The 25,345-nt window shown below is 59.0% G+C and carries 21 protein-coding genes; 5 read left to right on the forward strand and 16 right to left on the reverse strand.

Features of this window, described 5'->3' with window-relative positions; all coding sequences use genetic code 11:
- The first annotated feature begins 145 nt into the window (after window positions 1–145).
- Window positions 146–1,978: a putative bifunctional diguanylate cyclase/phosphodiesterase gene (locus tag VL130_RS11430; RefSeq protein WP_325363031.1), complete on the forward strand. Its 1,833-nt coding sequence runs from the start codon at window positions 146–148 to the stop codon at window positions 1,976–1,978.
- Here VL130_RS11430 and VL130_RS11435 read toward each other — a convergent pair whose 3' ends face one another.
- A complete protein-coding gene (locus tag VL130_RS11435) occupies window positions 1,979–3,511 on the reverse strand; it encodes a UbiD family decarboxylase (RefSeq protein ID WP_325363032.1) in 1,533 nt (510 codons plus the stop codon).
- Between the two features lie 84 nt (window positions 3,512–3,595).
- Between VL130_RS11435 and VL130_RS11440 the strand changes: the two genes are divergently transcribed.
- Window positions 3,596–4,465, forward strand: coding sequence for an SDR family oxidoreductase (locus VL130_RS11440; RefSeq protein WP_325363033.1), 870 nt, complete (start codon window positions 3,596–3,598; stop codon window positions 4,463–4,465).
- Window positions 4,466–4,502: 37 nt separating this feature from the next.
- Here VL130_RS11440 and VL130_RS11445 read toward each other — a convergent pair whose 3' ends face one another.
- The 9 genes from VL130_RS11445 to VL130_RS11485 all read right to left on the reverse strand — a co-directional run bounded on the left by VL130_RS11445 (window position 4,503) and on the right by VL130_RS11485 (window position 11,970).
- Window positions 4,503–5,606, reverse strand: coding sequence for an energy transducer TonB (locus tag VL130_RS11445; RefSeq protein WP_325363034.1), 1,104 nt, complete (start codon window positions 5,604–5,606; stop codon window positions 4,503–4,505).
- Between the two features lie 23 nt (window positions 5,607–5,629).
- Window positions 5,630–6,796 carry a tetratricopeptide repeat protein gene (locus VL130_RS11450; RefSeq protein ID WP_325363035.1) on the reverse strand — a complete coding sequence of 389 codons (1,167 nt, stop codon included), beginning with the start codon at window positions 6,794–6,796 and terminating at the stop codon, window positions 5,630–5,632.
- Between the two features lie 58 nt (window positions 6,797–6,854).
- Window positions 6,855–7,199, reverse strand: coding sequence for a VOC family protein (locus VL130_RS11455; RefSeq protein WP_325363036.1), 345 nt, complete (start codon window positions 7,197–7,199; stop codon window positions 6,855–6,857).
- A 1-nt stretch (window position 7,200) separates the two neighbouring features.
- Complete coding sequence (locus tag VL130_RS11460; RefSeq protein ID WP_325363037.1) at window positions 7,201–7,848, reverse strand: class I SAM-dependent methyltransferase; 648 nt, start codon at window positions 7,846–7,848, stop codon at window positions 7,201–7,203.
- Window positions 7,845–8,666: a DUF3298 and DUF4163 domain-containing protein gene (locus VL130_RS11465; RefSeq protein ID WP_325363038.1), complete on the reverse strand. Its 822-nt coding sequence runs from the start codon at window positions 8,664–8,666 to the stop codon at window positions 7,845–7,847. Before VL130_RS11465 ends, VL130_RS11460 begins: the two co-directional genes overlap by 4 nt.
- A gap of 9 nt (window positions 8,667–8,675) precedes the next feature.
- Entirely contained in the window at window positions 8,676–9,692 is a 1,017-nt protein-coding gene (gene ubiA / locus VL130_RS11470; protein WP_325363039.1) for a 4-hydroxybenzoate octaprenyltransferase, read from the reverse strand.
- A gap of 51 nt (window positions 9,693–9,743) precedes the next feature.
- Window positions 9,744–10,352, reverse strand: coding sequence for a hypothetical protein (locus VL130_RS11475; RefSeq protein ID WP_325363040.1), 609 nt, complete (start codon window positions 10,350–10,352; stop codon window positions 9,744–9,746).
- Between the two features lie 168 nt (window positions 10,353–10,520).
- Window positions 10,521–11,315, reverse strand: coding sequence for a polyphosphate kinase 2 (gene ppk2, locus VL130_RS11480; protein ID WP_325363041.1), 795 nt, complete (start codon window positions 11,313–11,315; stop codon window positions 10,521–10,523).
- 61 nt (window positions 11,316–11,376) lie between these two features.
- The gene (locus tag VL130_RS11485; protein ID WP_325363042.1) at window positions 11,377–11,970 is read right to left on the reverse strand and encodes a PAS domain-containing protein; all 594 of its coding nucleotides are present in this window, start codon (window positions 11,968–11,970) and stop codon (window positions 11,377–11,379) included.
- 153 nt (window positions 11,971–12,123) lie between these two features.
- On the opposite strand from VL130_RS11485, the gene VL130_RS11490 reads away from it, so the two are divergent.
- Complete coding sequence (locus VL130_RS11490) at window positions 12,124–12,954, forward strand: hypothetical protein (protein WP_325363043.1); 831 nt, start codon at window positions 12,124–12,126, stop codon at window positions 12,952–12,954.
- 63 nt (window positions 12,955–13,017) lie between these two features.
- Here the strand turns inward: VL130_RS11490 and VL130_RS11495 are convergent, their stop codons facing one another.
- From VL130_RS11495 to VL130_RS11515, 5 genes are all read right to left on the reverse strand, one after another.
- Window positions 13,018–15,918 carry a M16 family metallopeptidase gene (locus VL130_RS11495; RefSeq protein WP_325363044.1) on the reverse strand — a complete coding sequence of 967 codons (2,901 nt, stop codon included), beginning with the start codon at window positions 15,916–15,918 and terminating at the stop codon, window positions 13,018–13,020.
- 71 nt (window positions 15,919–15,989) lie between these two features.
- The gene (locus VL130_RS11500) at window positions 15,990–17,606 is read right to left on the reverse strand and encodes a phospholipid carrier-dependent glycosyltransferase (protein ID WP_325363045.1); all 1,617 of its coding nucleotides are present in this window, start codon (window positions 17,604–17,606) and stop codon (window positions 15,990–15,992) included.
- Between the two features lie 302 nt (window positions 17,607–17,908).
- On the reverse strand, window positions 17,909–18,670 hold the full coding sequence (locus VL130_RS11505; RefSeq protein WP_325363046.1) for an ABC transporter permease: 762 nt from the start codon (window positions 18,668–18,670) through the stop codon (window positions 17,909–17,911).
- A complete protein-coding gene (locus tag VL130_RS11510) occupies window positions 18,667–19,122 on the reverse strand; it encodes a hypothetical protein (RefSeq protein ID WP_325363047.1) in 456 nt (151 codons plus the stop codon). The genes VL130_RS11505 and VL130_RS11510 overlap by 4 nt, the downstream gene beginning before the upstream one ends.
- Window positions 19,119–20,045, reverse strand: coding sequence for an ABC transporter ATP-binding protein (locus VL130_RS11515; RefSeq protein ID WP_325363048.1), 927 nt, complete (start codon window positions 20,043–20,045; stop codon window positions 19,119–19,121). Before VL130_RS11515 ends, VL130_RS11510 begins: the two co-directional genes overlap by 4 nt.
- Before the next feature lie 130 nt (window positions 20,046–20,175).
- Between VL130_RS11515 and VL130_RS11520 the strand changes: the two genes are divergently transcribed.
- Both VL130_RS11520 and VL130_RS11525 read left to right on the forward strand, forming a co-directional pair.
- Complete coding sequence (locus VL130_RS11520; protein WP_325363049.1) at window positions 20,176–21,927, forward strand: amidohydrolase; 1,752 nt, start codon at window positions 20,176–20,178, stop codon at window positions 21,925–21,927.
- Window positions 21,928–21,953: 26 nt separating this feature from the next.
- Window positions 21,954–22,427, forward strand: coding sequence for a nucleoside 2-deoxyribosyltransferase domain-containing protein (locus VL130_RS11525; RefSeq protein WP_325363050.1), 474 nt, complete (start codon window positions 21,954–21,956; stop codon window positions 22,425–22,427).
- A 69-nt stretch (window positions 22,428–22,496) separates the two neighbouring features.
- Here VL130_RS11525 and VL130_RS11530 read toward each other — a convergent pair whose 3' ends face one another.
- Entirely contained in the window at window positions 22,497–25,289 is a 2,793-nt protein-coding gene (locus VL130_RS11530; protein ID WP_325363051.1) for a TonB-dependent receptor domain-containing protein, read from the reverse strand.
- Window positions 25,290–25,345 lie beyond the last annotated feature (56 nt).

Here is a 25,345-nt window from a genome sequence, read left to right on the forward strand (position 1 = left end):
CTGGTGTGTTTTGAATCAGGACCGGGCCAGTATGTTGCGTTGGATGAATTCGATTTCTGCCGCCTTGACGATCAGGCGCCAGACGAACAGAGGCGTCGGAAATTCTGCGGGGCGGAGCCTGAGCGAATCCGAAGAAGTGGCGGCGATGAAACCCATCGTCTCAAGCTTTTGCCTGCTCAGTGGTTGCCACTATACACTCATTGCCCTCAATCGTTTCTGGACGGAAACGGGCACAGCGCTGCTCACTATGGCTATCCTGTCGGGGCTGACCGTGATCGCCAGCTTTTATTTGTACTTCATCTATTTGAAATCCGTGCGGCGCGTTTATCAATTGAATATCGCCAGTCTGACGGTCAACCTGTTGTTGTTCGTCAATCCGCTGACCTTCCAACTCCTGCATTTTGACAGCAAGCGGCTGGTATATTTCATTTTTCTGACCCTGGTGTACGCTATGACAGGCATCAGCCTGCGGGTTGTGATCCCTAGCGTGACTATTACCCTGATCACGGTGGCCCTTCTGGCGCTCAAATATAATGGCCAGGTATCGCTGAATAATGCGTCTATGGTCCTGCTGATGGTGCCGATGGCGATTCTGCTGGCGACTGTGGTGCGCCAGACCCTTCTGCGTGCGGTACAGGCGCGCGTCATGGCCGAGGCATTGCATACCGAGGCGCAATCGATGGCGGACAGCGATGTCCTGACCGGCCTGCCCAACCGGCGCAGTTTTTTCCGGGTTATGGAGACAGCCCTGGCCGGCGCCGGACAGACACCTTTTCACCTGGCCCTGATCGATCTCGACGGCTTCAAGCCGATCAACGATATCTACGGCCACAGTGTCGGTGATACCCTGCTGATCGAGGTGGGCAATCGCCTGCGCCGGGTGTGCGGCGAACAGGCGTTCGCGGCGCGGATGGGGGGCGATGAATTCGCCATTATCCTTTACGGCGATATCGCCGTCGCCGATCTGGACGCCTTCGGGATGCAGCTTTGCGACGCCCTGCGCGACACCTATTTCCTCGGCGGCGTGACCGCCAATATTTCCGGCAGCGTTGGTTTTGTGCGCTGCGCCACGGACCAGCTCACACCTTCGCAACTGCTGGAGCGCGCCGACTACGCCCTTTATTTCGCCAAGCAAAACCTGCGCGGCGCGCCGGTCGTCTTCACCGAGAAGCACGAAACCGAGATGCGCGATTTCAGCCAGGTCGACCAGACCCTGCGCACCAGCGATCTCGATGCCGAACTGTCGATCATGTTCCAGCCGCAGGTCGATGTCGTTGAGAACCGCACGGTCAGTTTTGAAGCCCTGGCGCGCTGGAATAGCGGCAAGCTCGGTAGTGTGCGCCCGGATATCTTCATCAAGGCGGCGGAACGTTCAGGCCTGATCACGCAAATTACCCTGCTTCTGCTGGAAAAAGCATTGAAGCAGGTGCGCGAGTGGCCGGAGCATACCAAGGTGTCGTTCAATCTGTCGGCGCGCGACCTGCGCTCCGGTATTTCGATCACCAATATCTGCGCCGCCGTGCGCCAGTCCGGCATCGATCCGCACCGGATCGAGTTTGAAATCACCGAAACCGCCATGCTGACCGATTTCGAACTGGCGTGCGAGGCGCTGGCCCGATTGAAGGCTATGGGGTGCCGTATCGCCATCGATGATTTCGGTTCCGGCTATTCCAGCTTCAGCTATATCCACCGTCTGCCGGTCGATAAAATCAAGATTGATCGCAGCTTCGTGGTGCAACTTCTTGAGCATAACTCGGCGCTGAAAATCATCAAGACAATCATCGACCTGTGCCGCAATCTTAATCTAGATTGCGTGATCGAAGGCGTTGAAACCCAGGCTGAAATGAACAAGCTGGCGCAGATCCGCGCCCGCTATATCCAGGGCTACCTGTTCAGCAAGCCGATGCTCGCCGAACAGGTTCTGCCATACCTTCAAACGGAAACGTCGCGTATTCATGCAGCGCTTAAGGCCGGCTGATTACTTCCAGATGCTCTTGCCGGAGCCGGGCAGGCCCATTTCGGCCCACTTTTCCGACACGCGATCAATGATGGATTGATCCATATAGAGCTTCTCGCCCCATTCGCGGTGGGTTTCTGGTTCCCACTTGTTGGTGGCGTCGAGGCCGATCTTTGAACCGAGGCCCGATTCTGGCGAGGCGAAGTCGAGATAATCGATCGGCGTGTTTTCGACAACCGTAATGTCGCGCGCCGGGTCCATGCGGGTGGAGAGCGCCCACATGACGTCCTTCCAGTCGCGGGCGTTGATGTCGTCGTCCACCACGATGATCCACTTGGTGTACATGAACTGACGCAGGTAGGACCACGCACCCATCATCACCCGCTTGGCGTGGCCGGGATAAGCCTTCTTCATGCTGATGACGGCGATGCGATAGGAGCAACCTTCGGGCGGTAGCCAGAAATCGACGATTTCCGGAAACTGCTGCTGGATCAAAGGGATAAAGACTTCATTCAAGGCTTCCCCCAAGACGCTTGGCTCATCGGGCGGACGGCCGGTGAAGGTCGAGAGATAAATCGGCTTCTTGCGCATGGTGATGGCGCTGATCTTGAAGATCGGGAACTTTTCGACCGAATTGTAATAGCCGGTGTGGTCGCCATAGGGGCCTTCATCGGCGTAGTCATCGAGCAGGACATGGCCTTCGAGGATGATCTCGGCATGGGCCGGCACGAGCAAAGGCACGGTCTTGGCCGGCACCAGTTCGGCCTTCTGTCCGCGCAGCAGGCCAGCGAACTGATACTCGGACAGCGTATCCGGCACCGGCGTCACGGCGGCCAGGATCAGGCCCGGATCGGCGCCCAGCACCGCGGCGGCGGGGAGTGGCTCACGTCTGCCCTCAGCTTTCCAGCGGCGATGGTGCTGCGCGCCGCCGCGATGAGCCAGCCAGCGCATGATGGTGGTGTTCTTGCTCAGAACCTGCATCCGGTAGATGCCGAGATTATAGTCATCCTCGCGTTTATCCGATGGCCCCTTGGTGACGATCAACGGCCAGGTGATCAGCGGCGCCGGCTCTCCCGGCCAGCAGCCCTGAACCGGCAATTTCGTTAAATCGATATCTTCACCGGTCAGCACAACTTCTTGAACCGGCGCGGTTTTTACTGTTTTGGGCCGCATCGAAAGCACCGTCTGCATCAGCGGCAGCATGTCGAAAGCGTCTTTCAGGCCGCGCGGCGGTTCCGGCTGGCGCAGGAAGGCCAGCAACTCGCCGACTTCGCGCAATTCCGGCGCGGTGGTGCGTTCCTTGCCGTCCAGCGTTACGCCCATGGCGACGCGCTTTACGTTGCCGAACAGGTTGACGAGAACCGGCATGGGAGAGGGGGTGCCGTCTTCCAGGGTGACATTCTCGAACAGCACCGCCGGACCTTTCTCGGCCAGCAGGCGGGTCTGGATTTCGGTCATTTCGAGATGGGTCGAAACGGGCGTTTTCACCCGCACCAGTTCGCTGGCGGCTTCCAGTTTATCGATAAAATCACGGAGGGATTTATAAGCGGACATATTGAACCCTGTAGGTGGCTATGCGGGATGACATAGGGCTGAAATGCCTTTAAGACCAGTTATAAAAGACTTTGGGAACCACGAATGAAGAACTTGCTGGTCATCGGCGCGCGCTCCCTGATCGGACGGCGGATGCCTGAGGCGATCAGGGCCGCCGGCTGGCCGGAAGAGTCCGTGCGCTACAGTTCGCGTCAGCCCGTAGCGAAGCAGGGCGTGATTCTCGATACGGCTCGTCCCTATGATTTCCAGCCTGACCGCCCCTTCGTCGCCGTCATTGTGTGCACCCCGATCTGGTTGATCACCGAAACGCTTCTGGAGCGTCTGGTCGACCTCGGCATGAAGCGCATCATCGCCTTTTCTTCGACCAGCCGGCTGACTAAAGGGGCTTCCGGCGAGGCGGCCGAACGCGACGTGGTGGCGAAACTGGCGGCCGGCGAAGACGCCCTGACCGCCTTTTGCGAAGCGCGCGGTGTAGCCTTTACCATCCTGCGGCCGACCCTGATCTATGAGGAAGGCCTGGACCAGAATGTCACGCGCATTGCCGACCTGATCCGCAAGCTTGGCTTCTTCCCGGTCTGCGGTCTGGCGTCGGGCCTGCGCCAGCCGGTCCATGCCCGCGATCTGGCCACGGCGGCGATGCAGGCTCTGACGGCGAAGGCCAGCTTCAACAAGGCCTACAATCTCAGCGGCGGCGAAGACCTGACCTATGCCGCCATGGTGCGGCGCATTTTCGAGGCGCTCGGCCGCGGGCCGGTGATTATCGCCCTGCCGGAAGTCCTGTGGCGTCTCGGTTTTTTCGCGCTGAACCTGATCCGGCCGAAAAAGCTCAAGCGCAATATTCATATGGTGCTGCGGATGAACAGCGACCTGTGGTTTGATCACAGCGCCGCCACGTGCGACTTCGGCTATCAACCGGGCGCTTTTAAACCGGACTTCAGCCGAGAACCCACCTGATCATTGTGTGGAAGGACTTGCCCGCATGTTGTGTTTTCTAGGCGTCTTTCTGGGTAACCGGAATGGGGCGCAGAAGCATACGCAATGTCGCCTGAGCGAAGCCATATCCGGCCGGTGATTCATGCAGCACAAGGCAGTTGTCGAGATTGCCTTCGTTGTTCCAATGACAATCGATAGTGACGCTGCCTTCTACCTCATCATAGACGGCCCGATCGGGATAAAAGTCATTGAGTTGAGAGAACATATATTGCGCCAGCGGCGCCTCGATATTCCCGCCATCCGGTGCTTTTACCGTGCTGGTCCATAGGGCCGGTGGATCTTTGAATGGATTGCTCTGGTTGGCTTTAAGGCTATCTTCGGTGATTTCGGGATGACCAGCCATCCATGTGATGGCATCGGATTGTCCGGCGCTGGCCGCAAAATAGTATAGCCGCGCAGCCTCCAGCGGTTCGGCGGAGACGCCAAGTCCTTTATCATACTGTTGCGCCAGATAAGCCGCTGTCACCATTCGGCCATATCCCATAGCCTTGCGAAAATAGATGGCCGATTTGGCATAGTCCTGCGGGACCAAAAGGCCCTGCAAGTTCAGGCGGCCCAGATATTCGGCCGCGTAAGGTTCATTCATGCCATCGGCCTGAGCAAGATAACCGAGCGCCTTTATCTGATCGACCGGCAATCCGCCCTTGCCCTCAGCATAGGCGACGCCCATTGCGGTCAGGCCAACGGCAATATGATTGTCGGCAGCTTTCTGGCAAAAGAGCGCGACCTTGCTCCAGTCACTCTCCATGACGCCACCATAGAAGTATGCGGCGCATATGGGCTGGAGGGCCCTGACAACGCCATGCGTTGCGGCTTTTTCGTACCATCCGAGCGCTTTGAGCCTGTCATTCGTGACGTAGAGATCACCCAATTGCATCTCGGCATCGGCGTTACCCGCTTCAGCCGCCTTCAGGAGCCACCTTTCTCCCTCGGCGGGATTGTAATGTTTATCCCATTTGTACAGGTAAACTTTGGCAAGCATAAGCTGCGCCGCGGCATCGCCGCTTTCCGCCTTCTGTTGCAGATCAGTGAAGGTGTCGGCAAAAGCCGGTGTGGCGAAAGCCAATGAGATGGCCATGAGCAGGCCGCAGATATATTTCATTATTTCCCCCGTTTTCTTTAAATCTACTCCGGTTTCCAGCGCATGGACAGGCGCAGGGACTTGCCATCGTATTGCTTGGCCCAGTCGGTCTTGTTGCCCGATGTGCCGAGGCGATCCATGATCCGCATCAGCGAGACGCCGAAGCCGTAATCCTTCGGGTCTTCTTCCGTCAGCACGCAATCATCGAAATCGCCGGAGGCGGTGAAGCGGCATTCCGCCGAGGCCCTGCCGGAAACCTTGTCGTTCTGCGCATCGACCGGGTAGGCGGAGACGCTCAACTGGTCGTAATAGCCATGAATATCCATCGTCTGGAAGCGCGGATCGTTGGTTTCCGTAGCGAAGAACATGATGTCGCGTGGAATCTTGTTGAGGTCGAGCACCGTATCATCCGGCGCGTCGGGATGGGCCTTGAGCCAGTCCTTCGCGGCGGTGTCGCTGTCGTCACGCGCCAGTATGCGGTAAAGCCGGGCGGCGCGGCCAACATCGGCCGGAGTGCCCATGCCGGCTTCATACTGATGAGCCAGCAGTTGAACCGCCTGGCGATCGCCGCGTCGCGACGCTTTTTTGAACAGGTGCAATGATTCCGTATAGTCCTGCGGCGCCAGATCGCCGATCAGGTATATCTGGCCCAGTTCGGTCAGGGCGGCGGCGTGGCCCTGATCGGCGGCCTTTTTCAGATCGGCGATGGCCAGTGCATTGTCAGGCGCGATACCCCGGCCTTCGGCATAGGCCATGCCCATAGCGTATTGCGCGCCGGGATCGCCTTTTTCAGCCGCCGTCTGGCAATAGGGCAGGGCTTTCGGCCAGTCCGGTTTGACGGTCAGGCTCTGGGTATAGGCGTTGCAAACGAAGGTGCGGGCTTCATCGCGGCCCTGATCGGCGGCTTTTTGATACCAGGTGAGCGCCTGGGCCGCATCCGGCTTGACGCCGTGGCCAAGGCGATAGGCGACCGCCAGATCGTATTGCGCTGTCGCATTGCCGGCTTCGGCGGATTTGGCGACCCACGACATGCCGGTGTCTGGGTTGGGCTTCTGCTCGTAGCGGCCTTCGATAAAGGCGACGCCGAGATCATATTGCGCCTGGGCGTCGCCGCTTTCAGCCTTGGCGGTCAGGGTCTTGAGCTGTTCCTTCGGCGTCGGGCCTTTCGGCGGCGCAAGCTTCGCCGCAGCGGGTTGCGCCGTTATCGCCATGAGCGCCATCAAAGAAAGCCAGCCGAGCCTTTGCACAATACCTCTACTTATCGGGCCTCTACTTATCGGACCAGACGGCCAGTTCATTACCGGACGGATCGGTAAAATGAAACCGCCGCCCGCCGGGAAAATCGAAGATCGCCTTGGTGATGGCCGCCCCTTGCGCCTTTACGGCCGCCAGAGACGCTTCGATATCCTCACTAAATAGGACCACCAGCGGCTTTTCGGAAGGCTCCGCCGGATCGGCCTGGAAACCGCCGTCGATTCCGGCATCGGCCAGAGCAGCATAGGTCGGGCCATAATCGATGAAATTCCAGCCGAAGGCCTTGGTGTAAAAGGCCTTGAGTGGTTCCAGATCGCCGCCGGGAAATTCAATATAATCAATCTTGTGGTGTACGGGCACTTCAGCTCTCCAGTTTCCAGACGCTGGCCGGTTTGACGGCAGCGTCCTCGATATCGGCATTGGTCAGGATATCGTAGTCGGCCAGCCGGATCAGGCCCGTTTTCGGGAAATAGGTCCGGTGCGGATCGCCGATATAGACCTCTATCTTGTGGGGGGCGGCGCGGCGAAAATATGTCAGCATGGCGTCGGTCATCGGCTTTTCGTAACAGATATCGCCGGCGAGGATGATATCGACATCGGGGATTGGCCCGGCCAGCAGGTCGTCGCCGGTAAAGGCCAGCTCTACGTTGTTCAGTTCGGCATTCAGCGCGGCGGCGACCCCGGCATAGGCGTCGATATCGTTGCACAGCACGCTTTGTGCGCCGGCCAGCCTGGCGGCGATCCCGACAAGGCCCGAACCGCAGGCGATATCGAGCACCTGCCGCCCCCGGACGATTTCCGGATGTTCGAGAATATACCGCGCCAGCGCCTGACCGCCCGACCAGGCAAAGGCCCAGAAAGGCGGGGCGAGGTGCTGCGTGGCCATGTCCTGTTCGGTCATCAGCCACAGGGGCGTGACTTCATCGGCCTGATACAGGCGGATCGACGGCACGGAGGACACAGGCAGGGGGCGGGTCTGCGCCCGGATAAACGCTTCAGTATCGCTCACTCGGCGTCCGGATCGCTGAGCGCCTGATCCTTGACCGCTTCGCCGCCGAACTGATCGGCGAATTCCGGCGCCAGCACATCGCCCAGGAGGGTTTGCGGCACGCGGATCTCATACGGCCCTTCGGCATAAGGACCGACATCATAGGGGGCATATAAAGCATCGATGGCCCCGGCTGTGCCGCCGGTTGTGGCAGGAATCAGCACCAGCCGGCTGTCAGCGAATTTTGGACAGGCGAAGCCGGTGCCGGACTGCGATATCGGTTCGCCGGCGCGTTTCGAGCGTTCGGCCTCGACCTGATGGCAGAGATAGGCGTCAATCGCCTTGAAATCAGCGCTGGCCTTGAACAGGCGTTTGGTGGCGATCTCGGTCTTCGTGGTCTTGTCCCACAGCAAGGTCTGGATGGTGTGGTTGGGGTGCGCGCCGCCCTGGTAGTCGTCTTCTTCGGAAAAGACAGAAACAAGGCGCGGCGTCTGGGCGGCTATCTTCCAGACAATGCTGTGATAATAGGGCGGCTCCTCGATACCATCGGCGCTGTTCTGGGCGCGGTCCTTGTGCGCCTGATCCATGAAGGCGGTCAGGGCGGACTGGCCTTCCTTGAAAAGGCGGGCGTGCAGTTCGGGATAGAGCCTGATCGGTTCCGGCAGGGTGAGGTTGATCTGCGCGTCCGGATTGGAAGCCGCAAGGGTCAGGGGCACGGTCGCCGCCGCTACCGGGGCGGCTGCCTGGTCATCTTTCGGCTTTTTATGGCAGGCTGATGCGGCGACCAATACGCCCAGCGCCAGTCCGGCGAATAGCTTGCGTGTCGGTATATGCCTCATGCCAAACCTCTAAGTGTTGAGAAAACCGGTGAAATGCACCGCCAGCAAACTGAAAAACCACAATAACCCGGACGAGCGGTTGGACTTGAACAGTTTGAGCGCCAAAGCACTGTCCCAGTTTTCACCCGACGAATCCGGCCGCAGGCGAACAAGCTGCATGAATAGATGCGTGGTCACCAGCAAAAGTCCAACGAAAAAGAGTTGCGGCAGGCCGGCGAGATAAGCCGCCACGCCGGTCAACACCGAGGCCATGCCATAGAACAGGCTGACGCCCGTGACGGTATGCTTGCCAAGCGCACGGGCGCTCGACTTGACGCCGATCATGGCGTCGTCCTCGATATCCTGCAAGGCATAGATAGTGTCGTAGCCGAGCGTCCAGAAAACCAGCCCGGCATAGAAGATCAGCGCGGCAAAGGTCAGGGTGCCGGTCACGGTGGCGAAGCCCATCAGGAAGCCCCAGTTGAAGGTCAGGCCGAGCCAGGCCTGTGGCCACCAGGTAATGCGCTTCATGAAAGGGTAGGCGGCGACGAGCGCTAGCGACCCCACACCGAGTGCAATGGTCAGCCAGCCCAACTGGATCAGGATCAGGAAGCTGATCAGCGAACAGCCGGCGGCGAAGGCCAACGCCTGCTTCGCGCTGATCTGACCGGAAGGGATAGGGCGGCCGCGCGTGCGTTCGACCTTGGCGTCGAAATCGCGGTCGACGAAATCATTGAAGGCGCAACCGGCGGCGCGCATCAGCACCGAGCCGATGGCGAACAACAGCAGTTTGTACCAGGGGAAATGGTAGCGCAGGATTTCCTGCGGCAGCATCAGGTTGGTTGTGCCGTCCAGCGAATTGGAAAAAAACGGATGGGCGATGGCGAAGGCCAGTCCCATGGCGCCGGGCAGGAACAACAGCCAGATGCCGATTGGCCGATCGAGCCGGCCCAGCTTGAGCCAGGGTTGCAGCGGACGTGGGGCAAAGCGGTCAACCCAGTTGAGTTTGGCGGCGTCGGGCAGGGGCGCGGGAGCGTGTGTCGTCATGTGTCGTTGATGAACCGGCCGCCCCGGATTGTCGAGGGGGTTTCTTGCTTATTAAGCTCTACGCTTGATCAGTTGCGAGCGGTCCTTGCGCACCTGCGCCGCCGGGATCACCCGTGCGAACGGGCGCAGGCCGAAGAGGCTCTCTTCCATGCCGGTTTCCAGAATGTCGCCGCGCTTGGGGGCTTTCAGGAACAGGTCTTCCATCGGCGTGATGACATAGAGGCCTTCCGGCGCATAGACCAGCACCAGGCCTTCATTCTTCGGCATGACCTCGGACCACAGCTTGAGCTGATCGTAATAATAGGGCAGGCGCCAGGCGTGGGGGCGGTCATAATCGACATCGACGGCCAGGGTGGTGCCGTTAGGTTCCAGGCGCAGCACAAAGCCGGCCTGATCGGGACGCCACAGCGCGTTCATGTCGTCGTGCTTCAGCCACAGGCATTTGAAATCCTGGCAGATTTGCGGATGCAAACCCCAGACGCCGCAGCCGCCTTCCGGGCGGATATTGAAACAGGTATGGCCGGCTTTTTTCTCAAGGTCGGGGATGTCGTAGACCTTGCAACACAGGTTGCAGTCGCCGCACTCCTTCAGTTGCGCCCGCTTGGCGGGAACCGGGGGCGGAGCCTTCTGGCTTCTTACATCATGTGCGCTTCGCGTCACGGGGGGGATCATCGGCCCTGAACCTTTTGTTCAGACTGACAGCCCTCTTGCCGCCAGTACCGTCGCCAGCCTCCCAAATCAGAGTCAATAAACGGTTACTTTAACCTTTTATTTTTCAAGAATGTGTGCAGCGATTCGGTGTTCCTGACTTGTTCTGGCGGTGACGGCCTACTTGTACAGGCTCTTTTTGCCGGTAATGACGTCATCGTAAGAAAAGATGACATCGGCATCGGGTGCAGGCACCTTCACAGAATATTTCGGGCAGCCGATGGCTTTCAGCAAATAGAGAATGATATTTTCACGCGCCTTCGTCTTGGTGTCGGTCATGACGCAGGTCCAGGGCGTCTCCTCGCTGTGAGAGCGCCACAGCATCTCGTCACGCGCCGTCGAATAGTCGCTCCAGCGATCCTGCGCAACGGCGTCGAGCGAACTAACCTTCAGGCGCTTGCGCGGATCACTGCGGCGTTCATCGAGGCGCCTCTTCTGTTCATCGCGCGAGATATCGAGCCACAGCTTGACCAGGATGATATCGGAGCGGACCAGCAAACCCTCGAAGGCCGGTACGTCACGGATAAAGGCTTCCTGCTGGAGGGGGGTGGAAAAGCCCATGACCTTCTCGACGCCGGCGCGATTATACCACGAGCGATTGAACATCACCCATTCGCCGGCGGTCGGCAATTCGCTGGCATAGCGCTGGAACCACCACTCGCCCTGTTCGCGTTCGGTCGGCTTGGGCAGGGCGATGACTCGCGTCTGGCGGATGGACAGGCATTCGGTGATGCGTTTGATGGCGCCATCCTTGCCGGCGGCGTCGCGGCCCTCGAAGACGATACACAGGCGCTTGCCTTCCTTCTGCGACCAGATTTGCGCATCGACCAGCGCGATCTGGAGTTGTTCGAGGCGATCTTCGGCGGTATCCTTTTTATCGGGCTTGTCGTCCTTGGGCTTGTTGTCCTTAGGCATGGGGAGGTCTCCATATGATCAGGCGCTGAGTTTTGCGCCTAATCCGTAAGGAAGCAAGGTATTATGCGATGCGCCGTCCCTCGGAAGTCACGAGTCGCAGGTGTGCCGCTTTGGTGTTTTGATCCGGTTCGTACAGCTTGGAAGCTGCCAGCGTATAGCGGCCCAGCGTGCCGTTCGGGTTCATCGGCATGGCGCTCAGGGTCTGGTAGATGCCGACCAGGCGATCGACCTTGCCGTAAGTGTTCATCATCGGGCACAGGCAGATTTCAAAATGGACCGTCTCATTCTGAAACAGCGCGGCTTCTTCCGCTGACATTTCAGGATGGGTGGTCTGCCAGGGCGCGGACAGGCTCAGGATAACCGGCTGTTCGCGGCGGCGGGCCAGCATCAGGGCGGTGGTTACCGGGCTGGCAAAGGGCTTGCGGAAAAGCGCCGGAAAGGACGTGTCCTTCAGTTCGTAGCCGTGCAGGGCGCGCAAAAAGCCGCCCGCCAGGCGAAAGCGGTGGCTGTGATCGGTTGTCGAAACCATCATCATCTGCGGTATCAGGCTCTTGAGGCGCGCCGGATCGAACAACTCCCGCGTGGGCGCCCGCTCCGGATCAATCTGAAGGCTGCGCCAGTAGCTGAGGAACGAAACTGTACTGGAATGGGGCACGGCGATCTCCTTTGCCCTTGTGAAAGGCAAGATCGCTGCCGAAAAAACGCCGTTTTGGGCTTTTTTCGACGCCGGGCTTAATCAAAAGGCAAAGTTTAGTGCGGTATGGTTCTTGCTGATATCTGGCCAGAATAGCCATGAGGGCGAAAAGCCATGAGGAAAGTTTTGATGCGCGCAGCTTTGAAAAACCTGTTCACCGTCCTTTTGGGCGCCGGAATGCTGGCCTTCGCCGGCGCAGCCACCGCGGCTTGCACGACCGGTTGCGCCCCCCCGCCGCCGCCCACTGTGCCGCATAATCCGCGGCCGCCGCATACCCCCTGCACGAGTTGCGGGGGCGGCGCCAATGTCAATGTGAACGTCAATGTCAAGGTCGGCGCCGGTGCGAGCGCGGGCGCCAACGCCGGGGGCACCTATTATGGCGGTGGTTACAGCAACTGGTCGCAGACACCGGGTTATCCGCAAGCGGCTGGCAGCCTGAATGTCGTCAGCGGAAATTGCTGCGGCGCCATGGAAAGCTACAGCGAGCAGAAGAGCTTCACCAGGCAGACCATCATTCAGGCGAGCTGCATCGACGATACCGGCGTGCCGCATCCGGCCTCGCAGGTTTTTTCGGGCCGCGATATCGCCGGCAGCTATCGCGGCGAGGTCTATCGCTGCATTGCCGGCACGCGTATGCAGTGGACCTATTCGGACTATGACGGCTCGCACATCAATTTCGACGGTGGCAAGAACGCCACCTGTGCCAAGAATGAAGCTCTGTGGTTCGAGAACGGTACGCTGACCTGCAAGACGCAGATCCCGCAGCGCCAGTGCAATGAACGGTCGCTGCTGCGCCGCTTTGGCGTCGGCATCAAAATCCTGACCCTGACCCGTACCGAAACCATCACCAAACAGCGCCAGATGGCCTGCAATAGCTGCAATGGTAACGGCGCCAACACGGCTGTCATGAGCTTCGATGGCGGCGTTGGCGGTTTCGTCCAGTAAACCATAAGAAAGTGCACACAACTGAAAACCCCGCCGGTCTATCCGGCGGGGTTTTTGTTTGGCTTACTTCGCCGCATCCGCGGTCGCCGGTTTGATCTGTATGCGCAGGGCCTTGCTCATATCGAGATATTCATTAGCCAGTTTCTGGATATCGGCCACGGTCACAGCCTTGTACTGGTCGCGGCGGGTGCGGATATAGTCGAGTTTGCGCGCATCGGTGGTCGAACCGGGCAGGGCGCCGGCCCAATAGGTATTGGTCTTCAGGTCGGTATCCATGCGGTCGAGCAGGGGCTTTTGCGCGCGCAGCAGTTCGTCGTCGCTGATGGGATGGGCCTTCAGGTCGGCGACGATCTCGGATACCGCGTCATAATAGGCCTGATCATCTTCCGGCTTCACCTGGGCGACGGCGCTGAGATAGCCGAAGCCGGGGAAGGTCTGCGAATAGTAGTTGCTGGCATAGGGGCTGTAGCTCAGGCCCTTCTGTTCGCGCACGACATCGGTCAGGCGCAGGGACAGCACTTCCGACAGCACGGTCAAAGCACGGGCGCGCTGAGTATCGGACGCGAAGTCCGTTCCCGGCCAGGCGATATAGCTCAGGTCCTGATCGGCGCGACCCTCGTGCTCGAAAACGCGCTTGAGGTTCTGCGTCGGAAAATGCAGCGCCAGGCCATCGGCCGGTACCACCGGTGCGTCGGCGCGCTTGCCCAAGGCAGCGAAGGTTTTGGTGATTTCGGCCTCAGCTTCGGCTTCGGAAATGTCGCCGACAATGGTGATTTCGACCGGACCGGTCTTGAGCTGGTGATCGACCAGAGCCTTGACCCGATCATTGGTGGTGGCCAGCAGGTCGGCCTGAGCGGGCATGGTGAAGCGCGGATCGTTATCGCGCAAAGCCGCCGCGCCGCGCATCTGGAAGACGCCGCCGGGGGTCGATTCCAGCGAAGCGTAATAGTCAGGCACCAGCGACTTCAGGCGCGCGAAGGCGTCTGGGCTATAGGCCGCATCGGTGGTGAAGGCCATGAGGACCTCCATTTGCGTGGCGAAATCGGTCGGGTTGGTTCCGCCGGAAAGCGTGGTGGCGTCTTCGCCAATGCCAAGGCCCACGCTGTAGATCTTGCCGGTCAGGCTGTCCTTGATCTCGGAGGCTGAAAGCTTGCCGAGGCCGCCTTCCTGGAGATCGGAGATCGAGGCGGCGAAGACCGGCGGCCTGGCGGCCGGTGACAGTGAACTTAAGCCGCCGGCGAAGCGAACCGTGATGCCGATCTCGTCATCCTTGAAATTGGTCGTCTTGATCGTTGCGCGCACCCCGTTGGCGTAGGTCAACTGGGTCAGACCAAGGTCCTTGATCTCCTCGCGCTTGACCAGCTTCGCCGGCGCGCCGAAATCGGTATAGGGCCAGGGTTTGTTGACGCGCGCCTCGGCGGCGGCGATCTTGGCGGACTGCACCTGAGTGTAGGTATCGAGGAAGGCTTTCTGGTCGAAATCACCCAGGGTCGGGCCTTCGTGCCATAGTAGCGGCCCGTCGCCAGCAAACAAGGGCTTGATGCCGGCATTGAGCGCTTCCAGCGTGATCGCGGGTTTCAGCGTCTGGAAATAATCCCAGTCCTGCTGCGGGGAGGTAAAGACCTCGCCGTCGGCCACGGTATCGACCAGGCCCTCCGACAATTGGCGGCTGTTGCGCGTATTGGCGCCTTGCAGGGCCTGTTTGAAATAGGTTTCCGTGTCGCTCAATGTGCGGTCAAGCTCGGCCTGATCGGCGCCAAATTCGGCAAACTGACGCACGGTGGTGTAGGCGGCGACAAAGGCGTCCTTCTCGCGGCCAGGCTTGGGCGTGACCGAAAGCTGCGTGACCGTGGCGGTGTGATCGACATCATCGTGGGCGATGGCGGCGGCGGCGAAGGGCGTATCGGGCAGCTTGGCCTGACGCTCCAGACGCTCGTTGAGGATCTGTGTACGCAGGCCGTCGAGGAAGTCGGCGGTTTCCTTGGCCTCGGTCTGGTAAACCTCTTTGATGGGTTGCGACCAGGTCATTGTCAGTTCGGTGCGCAGACCCTTTTCGGTATAGGCTTCCGAGGTCACGCCCTTGGGCTTGTAGGCGCCGAAGTCGGTAACGCGGATCGGTGCGGCCGGTTTCTGCCAGTCGGAGAACTTGCTCTTGATGCGCGCTTCCATCGCCTCCGGATCGAAATCGCCGACGACGACGAGGGTGGCCTGTTCCGGACGGTAGAAGCTATTGTAATAGTCGACGAAACGGTCGCGTTTGGCGTTCCTGATGATGTCGGTCAGGCCGATTGGCAGGCGGACGGCGTATTTCTGGCCACCAAAGGCTGCTGTCGCCCACTTCATATAGGCGTGGCGGCTGGGGCTGTCGCTGGCGCGCTCTTCGCCGAGGATGACGCCGCGCTCGCTGTCGATGGCGCTGTCGGCCAGCAGCAGGTTGCCGGCGGTTTCGCGCATCAGGAACAGGCCGGTATCGAGGTCGTCATCGGTCACCTTGGGCAGGTCGAGTTCGTAGACGGTTTCGCTGAAGCCGGTATGGGCGTTGGTGTCGGCGCCGAAGGCCAGGCCGTGGCGTTCGAGGATTTTGACCATCTCGCCTTCGGGCACATTCTTCGAGCCGTTGAAAGCCATGTGTTCGAGGAAGTGGGCGAGACCCTGCTGGCTGTCATCTTCCATCAGCGAACCGCCATTGAACCGTAGTCGTATCGAGGCGGTGCCCGGCGGCGTGGCGTTCTTCAGGATGATGTAGGTCATGCCGTTCGGCAGCTTGCCAAACCGGACGGCGGGGTCAGGCTTGATGTTGGAATGGTTCTGGGCGAAATCCAGCCCCTTGCTGATATCGATCGGTTGGCCAATGGCGGCGGCAACGCTGGCCGGCGCCTCGGCGTAACCGCTAATGGGTGTCAGCGTGGTCGTGGTCAGGGCCGCGATGGCGAAGGCGGTCAGCAGGGATGTCTTCATCAGCATTCAAGTGTCTCCGGTTTTATGGAAGTGACACTGCCGCAGGATTGTGTCCGAAGGAAGAGAAATCCGGTGGATTAACTTTTGTTAAGGTCGGCCGATGGCGTGGGCGTTGCTGCTTGCAGCGGGGCGGGCTTCTTTTTCTTCGCCGGCTGGCAGACCACCAGTGTTACCGGGATATTGCGCAGATTGCACGCGGCCTTGGTCATGTACTGATGATAGGTCAACGGCGCATAGAAGAGATAGCTGCACGCAATCGCCACACTCAGTCCGCACAAAATGCCGAACCGGTGCTTATTGACCAGCGGTATCTGTCGCGCCGCGATCTTGAAGCACAGGGCGACCAGCAGGTAACTCAGGGCCAGGCCGATGAAATAATGGTAGATGTACATCACCCGGTGGATGCCGAGATAGATATGGAACACCCAGAAGATCATGAACATGGCGAACAGGGCTTCCAGGCGGTCAAAATCCGGGGCGAAGTCTGATTCCGTCTTGTCGAAGCGGCGGCGGGAAATCAGCACCATCGCGCCGACGATTCCGACAAGACCTAGGCCCCAGTTGACCGGATTGCCGACCATATGGGTATAGGCAGTCTTCTTGCCGTCGAAATCCCAGCGGTAGGTGATCGCCTTGGCCATGAAGGGCCACAGGACGGGCTGCGAGCCATTGGGTTCGGTCTTCACCTCGCCGGTGAAATCATACTTCATGTACTTGTAGTAGCCGACCGTCGCGTCCCAGACGACGGCGGGGGAAAGCCCACGCTTGTCGGCGAGATAATCCTTGTAGACCTGGCCCATGGCGCCATTGTCACGCGCGCCGGCCTTGGTTTTGGTGTCCGGTGCATTCGGATTGAAGACGACGTGCAGGGTGAAAATCAGCGTTACCACGGCGAGAAAAGCGCCGGCGATCGACGAACCGCGCCAGAATTGCCGCAGCCAGTTCGGGCGCGAATGATCGAACCACAGGGCGCGGCCGAGACTGAGGGCACCCAGCACCAGCATGACCAGTGAATTGACCTTGACCATGAAGCTCAGGCCGCACAGCAGGCCAAACGCAGCATAGGTCAGCAGCGGCCGTTTCGGTTCTCGGCCGAAGGTATAGAGCCAGACCAGGATCGAGCCGAGGGTAAAGGTGAACTGATAGGAATCGAGGTGGGCGGCGCGGAAGTGGACGATATAGGCGTTCTCGAAAATGAACAGCAGCGAGAAGACAAACGCCTCGAACGCCTCGCCATTGAGCCGCAGAATGATAAGATAAAAGAGCAGGGCGCTGATCACCGCGAACAAGGCCGAGGGCATACGGATCGGCGTGAAATCATAGCCTTTCGGCACGACGCGGGAATCGATCTTCTTCACGTCGCCAAGGAAGTGCGTATCGACCTTTTGATTGATATCCAGCAGCTTGCCGGCCTTGACGCCGGCATCCATGAACATGAAACCGAGCGGCGGGTGCGAAGCATATTGCGCCTTGCCCTCGTCATAACGCTGGGTGGTGGTCAGGTAGTAGGATTCATCCCAGAAGGCATGGGCCGGATTATCGAGATCACGAACGAAATTGAAGCAGGCCAGGACAACGACCAACAGGGCGAGCACCCAGCGCAGGGCCTTGTCGTCGGCATTCCACAGACTGTTGGCGAAAGCCTTCGTTTTTTGAACGAACGAAGGGGCGGGCGCGTTCGGATCGGCAGTCATAAAGGCTCGCACATGTCGTTGTGTAATCGTGATTTCGAGTCTTATGCCCTATTCGATCCCGTCTGCCTATAGGCCTGTCCACGCTTTGATTTACCAAGTCATGGGAACCAAAATGCAATTGGGGCGATAGATTCTTTCGCAAATTAATAAAAATACAACTTTTGCGAGATAATTTGAGCGGGCGCCGCGATTATCCCCTGAGATCGCTCAGCGCTTCTGGTGCGCACTGTTTCTCCCCTCTTCCGGGCGCGCACATAAACTCCGCGCCGGACCTGCTGGTCCCGGGTCCGGCCGGACCTTTTTCAGCTCCGTAAGCGGTAACCGGTCTTGAATATCCAGGCGATAAGGGCGACGCAGACCGTCATGAACACCAGGGTCATGCCAAAACTGACCAGCACATTGACATCGGCCTTGCCGTAGAAGGTCCAGCGGAAGCCGTTGACCAGATAGACAATCGGGTTGAACAGGGTGACGTGTTGCCAGAATTCCGGCAGCATTTTGATGGAATAGAAGGTGCCGCCGAGAAAGGTCAGGGGCGTGATGATCAATAGCGGCACGACCTGCAATTTCTCGAAACCATCGGCCCAGACGCCGAGGATGAAGCCGAACAAAGAGAAGGTGAGGGCGATCATGATCAGGAAAACGCCGGCCCAGATGGGATGGATGATTTCATAGGGCACGAACAGCCGCGCCGTTATCAGAATAATGCTGCCGAGGATCACCGACTTGGTGGCCGCCGCCCCGACATAGCCCAGCAGCACCTCGACGACGGAAACCGGCGCCGACAACAGTTCGTAAATCGTGCCGGTAAAACGCGGCAGATAGATGCCGAACGAAGCATTGGAGGTGCTTTCCGTCAGTATCGACAACAGGATCAGGCCCGGCACGATATAGGCGCCGTAGCTGACGCCATCGACCAGGGTCATCTTGCTGCCGATGGCCGAGCCGAAGACGATGAAATAGAGCGAGGTCGAGATGACCGGCGCGGCGATGCTCTGGAACAGGGTGCGCCAGGTGCGATGCAGTTCGAAGAAATAGATGGCGCGGACCGCGTGGAGATTCATTGGGAAACCTGTTGGCCGGATGTCACGGGAACCGCGTAAGGTAAGTCGTTAGGCAAGTCAGATGATGGCGAAGAATATTCACGCTTTACGATTGAACATGTCGCGCTCCGTTTGAATGATTTCATTATTAGCGATGCTTCATGTGTGCGTTTTGCAACCCGTGATATGATCGGAGCCACAGCTTTTACCGCGCCGTCACAGTCACCTAATATCTGCAATTTATAATCCGGTGTCTGAGTTTCGCCGGCACTGAGTCCTATTGGACCGTTGCGAATTTGCCTGCCGTTAAGATAGTCAAATAGCTGTTCGTGAAAATCAGAATTAATTTCCGGGCCGCCGTCAACATGGAAATTGATTTCGGCGTAATAGCCTTGAGGAGCGGCTGCAGTTGGAGCGGAATTACACCCGGTTGCGAACAATAGAGATGCGGCAATTATGAGAAGGTGTTTCATGCTTTTGTCTCCACCAGATCGACAAAGATATCTTCGAGCGACGAGCGCTTGGTATTGACCGATTTGAAGTCGATCTGCTTGTCCATCAGCGCCTTGAGCACATCGGCGACGCTGGCGTCTTCCGAGTCGCCTTCGCCGGTAAGCGTGAAGGTCAGGGTTTCGCCATCGGCAGAGAGATCAAGGCTTTGCGGGATATCCGGCGGCGCGTCGAGTTTCGATTTCAGGCCGATGATGACGCGGGTCTGGCCGAGCTTGCGCATCAGGGCGTGCTTTTCCTCGACCAGCATGATTTCACCTTTATTGATGACGCCGATACGATCGGCCATCTCCTCGGCTTCCTCGATGTAATGGGTAGTGAGGATAATGGTGACGCCCTGTTCGCGCAGACGGCCGATCATCTTCCACATATCGCGGCGCAGTTCGACATCGACGCCGGCCGTCGGCTCATCGAGGAACAGGATTTTCGGTTCGTGCGACAGCGCCTTGGCGATCAGTACGCGGCGCTTCATACCGCCGGAAAGCGTGGCGATCTTGTTGTCCTTCTTGTCCCACAGCGAGAGGTCTTTCAGCACCTTCTCGATATGAGCGGGATTGGGCGCCAGTCCAAACAGGCCGCGCGAAAAACTGACCGTCGACCACACGGTCTCGAACATGTCGGTCGCCAGTTCCTGCGGCACCAGGCCAATCTTGGCGCGCGCGGCGCGGTAATCCTTTGTGATGTCGTGGCCATCGGCGATGACCGTGCCGCCGGTCAGCTTGACCAGCCCGCAGACGACGCCGATCAGTGTGGTCTTGCCGGCGCCGTTGGGGCCGAGGAGGGCGAAGATTTCGCCGCGACGGATATCGAGATCGATGGATTTCAGCGCCTGGTGGCCGCTTTTATAGGTCTTGTCGAGTTGCTTGATCGAAATGACCGAATCCATCTGATTTCCTTTGCCGGATAGTGTGCCGCCTATATAGTGGTTCACGCGCCAAAAAACGACAGGGTTCTAAGATTAGATTTGCCCCCTCTCCCCGCTTGCGGGGAGAGGGGGCAAATGAAGAGGTTGAAGCATGAGATACCTGATTGTCGCCATTGCGTTGTTCGCCGGTTCTGCTCAAGCCAGACCAATTTCGCCGGCCGATACGGTTTTCCGCAACGGCTATATCTATACCGTCGATGTCAAGGACAGCGTGGCGCAGGCCTTAGCGGTAAAAGATGGCCGGATCATCTATGTCGGTGATGAGGCTGGCGCGAAGGCCTTTACCGGCCGCCAGACGCAGGTGGTCGATCTCAAAGGCCGGATGATCATGCCTGGCCTGATCGACGGCCATATGCACCCGCAATCGGGGGGCTTAAGGATGCTCAACTGCAATCTCAACTATGAGAGCCTGACCATCCCTGAATTTCAGACGCACATCCAAAAATGCGTTGATGACGATAAAACGGCGGGGCCGGACGACTGGTTGCAGGTCATCAACTGGTTCGAGCAGGGGGCGAAGCCAGCAGGTACGGCCCCGACCCGCGCGGCGCTGGATGGCGTCAAAACTACCCGGCCGATCAAGGTCCATTCCTCCTTCGGTCATTCCAACCTGACCAATACGCGCGGTCTCCAACTGGCGGGCATTACCCGCGATACACCCGACCCGAAGGATGGCGTGATCGTGCGCGATGCTTCAGGCGAGCCGACCGGGCTGTTGCAGGATGCCGCGCAGGATCTGATCGACAAACTGGTGCCCCCGCCCTCGGTTGAAAAGAACTACCAGGCGACGCAACTGGCGCTCAAGGCCATGCGGGAGCAGGGGATCACCACCTTCCTCGACGCCTATACCGATATCGAAACCATGACCGCTTACCGCACGGTCTCCAAAGAAGGCGGGCTGACGGCGCGGGCGCATTTCGCCGTGCTGATCGATTCCCCGGCAGATTACGATGCCGACAAGGCCATTGCCGAGGTATTGAAGGAAAAAGCCGAGTTCGCGCAAAAGCCGGACGGCGCCAAACCGGTCATGACCGTCGATACGGCCAAGCTGTTCCTCGATGGCGTCTATTCGGCGCCGGCCTTTTCGGCGGTGATGGTCGAACCCTATTTCGACAACGGCCGGCCGGGGCATAATCACGGCCCCAAGCCCTATTTCTCGCAAAGCCAGCTCAACGATACCCTGATCAGGCTGGCGGCGGCGGGCATCAATCCGCACATGCACGCCGATGGTGACGGCTCGGTACGCATGGGGCTGAACGCGGTCGAAGCCATGCGCAGGGTGCATCCGGGCGACGATATCCGCCCGGCCATCGCCCATGACGAAATTGTAGACCCGTCGGATTATAAGCGCTATGCCGAGGTGGGCGCTTTGCCGGTTCTGTCCTTCCAGTGGGCGCGGCCGTCGATTGATATCATGCAATCGCAGCCGGCATTGGGGCCTGTGCGGTCGGCGCTGATGGAGCCGGCGGGCCTGCTGGAAATCTACGGCGCGCGGATTGTCTATGGCTCGGACTGGCCGGTCGATGCGCTTGATGAATGGCTGGCCTTGCAGATCGCCGTCACGCGCAAGGCGATTGGCGAGGATGCGGTGACCTATCCGGATCGGCTGGGTATTGATCCGGGGTTGACGGTGGCGCAGGCGGTGCGGGCGATCACGCTCAATGCCGCCTACAGCCTGCGCCAGGATAGGGAGACGGGTTCGCTGGAAACTGGCAAGTTCGCCGATCTGATCGTGCTCGACCGGAATTTGTTTCAGATCAAGCCGGAAGAAATCGGCGCCACGCAGGTGCTGATGGCCATGGTCGGCGGCAAGGTGGTGTATAGGGCTGCGGGATTTAAGTAAGTTCCGATCGCAAATTGGAGACGGTTTTGAGACTTTTCTATGTTCATGAGCAAAGTGCCGAATCGCCTAAGCGATCTTTGTTTCTTGCTGGACCAAGTCCCCGCGGACACGGTGAGTATGACTGGAGAAAAGACGCCTGCGCTGTCCTCAGCCACATTGGTTTTGGTGGTACAGTTTATATTCCATTGCCACGCGACGGTATGTTTCGCGGAAATTACGATCATGCTGCCCAGATTGAGTGGGAACTGGAACATCTCGAAAAAGCGGGTGTAATCGCCTTCTGGATACCACGAAATCTCAAAACACTTCCTGGATTTACAACCAATGTCGAATTTGGCCGTTTCAGTCGCAGTGGGCGTGCTGTCTTAGGATATCCGCACTCAGCGACCAAAATGCGCTACCTGCATTACATTGCTAATCTCGACGGTGTGCAGGTCTATCACAATCTTGAGGAAACACTTGTCGCGGCAATAGAAAAGATAGCCGACCAAAACTACTAATTCGACTAAATAAAAAAAGGCCGGCGAATGATCATTCGCCGGCCTTTTTAGATATATGTTACTCAGACTTTACTTGAACTTATAGGTGACTTGCAGGAAGCCCGAACGGCCGAGGCCATCGTACCAGCTTGTATTGTAGTAGGGGTAGCTGTTCCAGGTCGGATCGTGCGGCGGTGTCGTGTCGAAGAGGTTGGTGATGGCCAGCGACACCGAGACGTCCGTGTTGACATCATATTGCACCGACCCGTTCCAGGTCGTGTAATCATCGACCCAGGCGTCTTCATCATAGTTCGGCAGGCGGCTGAGATAGTTGCCGGAGAGGCCGAACTTCCAGGCGCCGGACTTGAGGCTGGCGCTGAGCGAGGCCTTGTCACGCGGGATATAGTAGCTCGAATCATTGGCCAGCTTGTCGATGGCGGGATCGCCCGCATAGCGGATATAGTCATGATCGGCGACGTGGGTATAGGCGCCCGACAGGCTCAGCGCGCCGATCGGGGTGTCGAAGCGCAGGTGCGCGGCGAGATCGACGCCGGACGTCGTTTCCTTGGCCACGTTGATCGGCGAGATATAGACCTGGCTGATATCGCCATCGCTGTCGCGGGTGACGCGGGCGAGCGCGTCCTGACAGGTGGGGGTGTTGATGTCCTGCAGACCGTTGCGGCATTCGCCTTCGGTACGGGTCAGGTTGCTGATGAGCAGGTCTTCGACCTCACCCGACATTTCGATCTTGAAATAGTCGATGCTGATATCGAAGTTGCGCGACGGCGCCCAGACCACGCCGGCATTGAGCGATTCGCTGGTTTCCGGCTCCAGGTTGCGATTGCCGGAGGTTCTGACGGAGACGCGTGAGCCGCGGCCGCAGTCACCGGGGTAATCTTCCGGCGTGTCGATATAGCACTGATAGTAATCCGGCGCGCGGCCCTCTTCGAAGCCTATGCCCTGATAGACATAGTTGAGGTCAGGGGCGCGGAAGCCGGTGCCCCAGGCGGTGCGGAACAGCAGGGACTTGATCGGGCGATATTCGAGACCGAGATTGTAGGTCGCCTCGCCGACGCTGTGGCCGGCATAATCATAGTGGTCATAGCGGGCGGCGACATTCGACGACAGGGTGGACAGCAGCGGAATATTGAATTCGGCGCCGGTGGCCCAATGTGTGCGGTGGCCCTTGGCGGTGAAATCGGTCCAGCTAAAGAAGTGCGGAACCGTCGCTTTCGGATCGGTGCCGACGTCATAATCCTGACGACCGGCTTCGACGATGAAGTTGAAGCCGACCGGTCCGGCGGGCATCTGGAAGAGGTCCTGCGTGCCGAACTGAGCCGAAAGTTCCGTCACCGAGCTTTTCGGATGATAGACGGCGTTTTCGGCGATGGAGGCGTATTCGGCCGGGGTCAGCGGGGTATAGAAGCGCGTCGGATCGGCATTGAAGACCGGCAGGCCGTAGCCGTCGTCTTCGCCGAGGAACTGCGGATCGGTATCCATGCCGAGCTTCGGCCCAAGGAACAGGGCATTGGCCTTGTCGACATTGATCAGCGGGAAAATCACCTCGGCATTATAGGCGCTGGCGGTCAGGGCCACTTCATAGGTCCACTTGTCATCCGTACCAAAGGTGCCGCGCACGCCGGGCACGATGGTGTAGGTGGTGGAATTGACCTTGCGGCGCGCCTTGTCGAGACCGCCCATTTCTTCCGGCGTGAAGATGCGATACCAGTTATCGGTGCCGCCGGTGAAGCTGTTGTAGAAGTCGCCGACATCATTGCCGGTTTCGTCCTGATAACCCCATGAGGTCGGGCGCTTCACCAGTTCGACATTGGACAGGCCGAACTGGATGTCGGTGAACAGGTGCATGCGGTCGGAAACGTCATAGGTGAAGGAGCCTACAAAATTGCCCGAATGACGCTGGGACTGGATGGTCCGCTGCGCAATGGCGTTGTCGCCACCGCAATAGGCGCCCAGGATGGTGTCGCCGTCGCCGTAATCAGGATCGATGGCCAGGTGTGTCTGACCGCCGTTGGTGCCTGAGGCCAGGGCGCAGTCGGCTTCGGTGGCGTCGATGGCGTAGACGTCATAATCGACGCGCTGCCAGTTGGTTTGCGGCAGACGGTAGGCCGCGTCAGGCGAATCCTGCGATGAATCCTGGCGCTTGCGCTGATCGCCATAGATCGGGTCGACCCACTGGATTTCGCCGCCGAAGACGCCGTGAAACTTGCCGGCATCAAAGCCTGACGAATAGTTCAGGCGGTTGGATTGACCACCGCCCTGTTCGGTCCAGCCATAGCGATAGTCAAGCGTCGAGCCGTCGTAGCGCTCCTTGAGCTTGAAATTGACGACGCCGGCCAGGGCGTCCGAGCCATAGATGGCCGAGGCAGAGCCTGACAAGACCTCGATCTGGTCGATCATGCCGAGCGGGATATTGGAAATGTCGGTGAAATTGCCATTGCCATTGAACGGCATCGGATAGTCGGCAATGCGTCGGCCATTGACCATGACGAGCGTATGGTTGGGGCCGAGGCCGCGCAGGTCGACCTGCTGGGCACCCGGCGAATAATCGGCGGCATTGCCTGACTGCTGTGACTGGGTTTCGCCGCTGTTGGCGGTGATCGTCTTGAGCACGTCAGGGACATTGGCATAGCCGCCGGAACGGATCTGGTCGGACGTGATCACGGTGACCGGCGCCGGGCCTTCCTTTTGGGTGCGGGGGATGCGTGAACCGAGGACGACAATGGTTTCAGGTTCATCGGCCGCTGGCGCCGCCGCGGTATCCTGTGCACCGGCCACGCCATGAAGGCCGTAAAGGCTGCATCCGGCAAGCAAGGTCAGCTTGCAAAGGCGACCGAGAGACATGTAAGGCCTGGTTTTCAGCATGGGCAGCTCCTGATTTTTACGTAACAATGTTCGCGGATGCAAATATGACAAAATTG

The organism is Asticcacaulis sp., assembly GCF_035497195.1.
GTDB lineage: Bacteria > Pseudomonadota > Alphaproteobacteria > Caulobacterales > Caulobacteraceae > Asticcacaulis.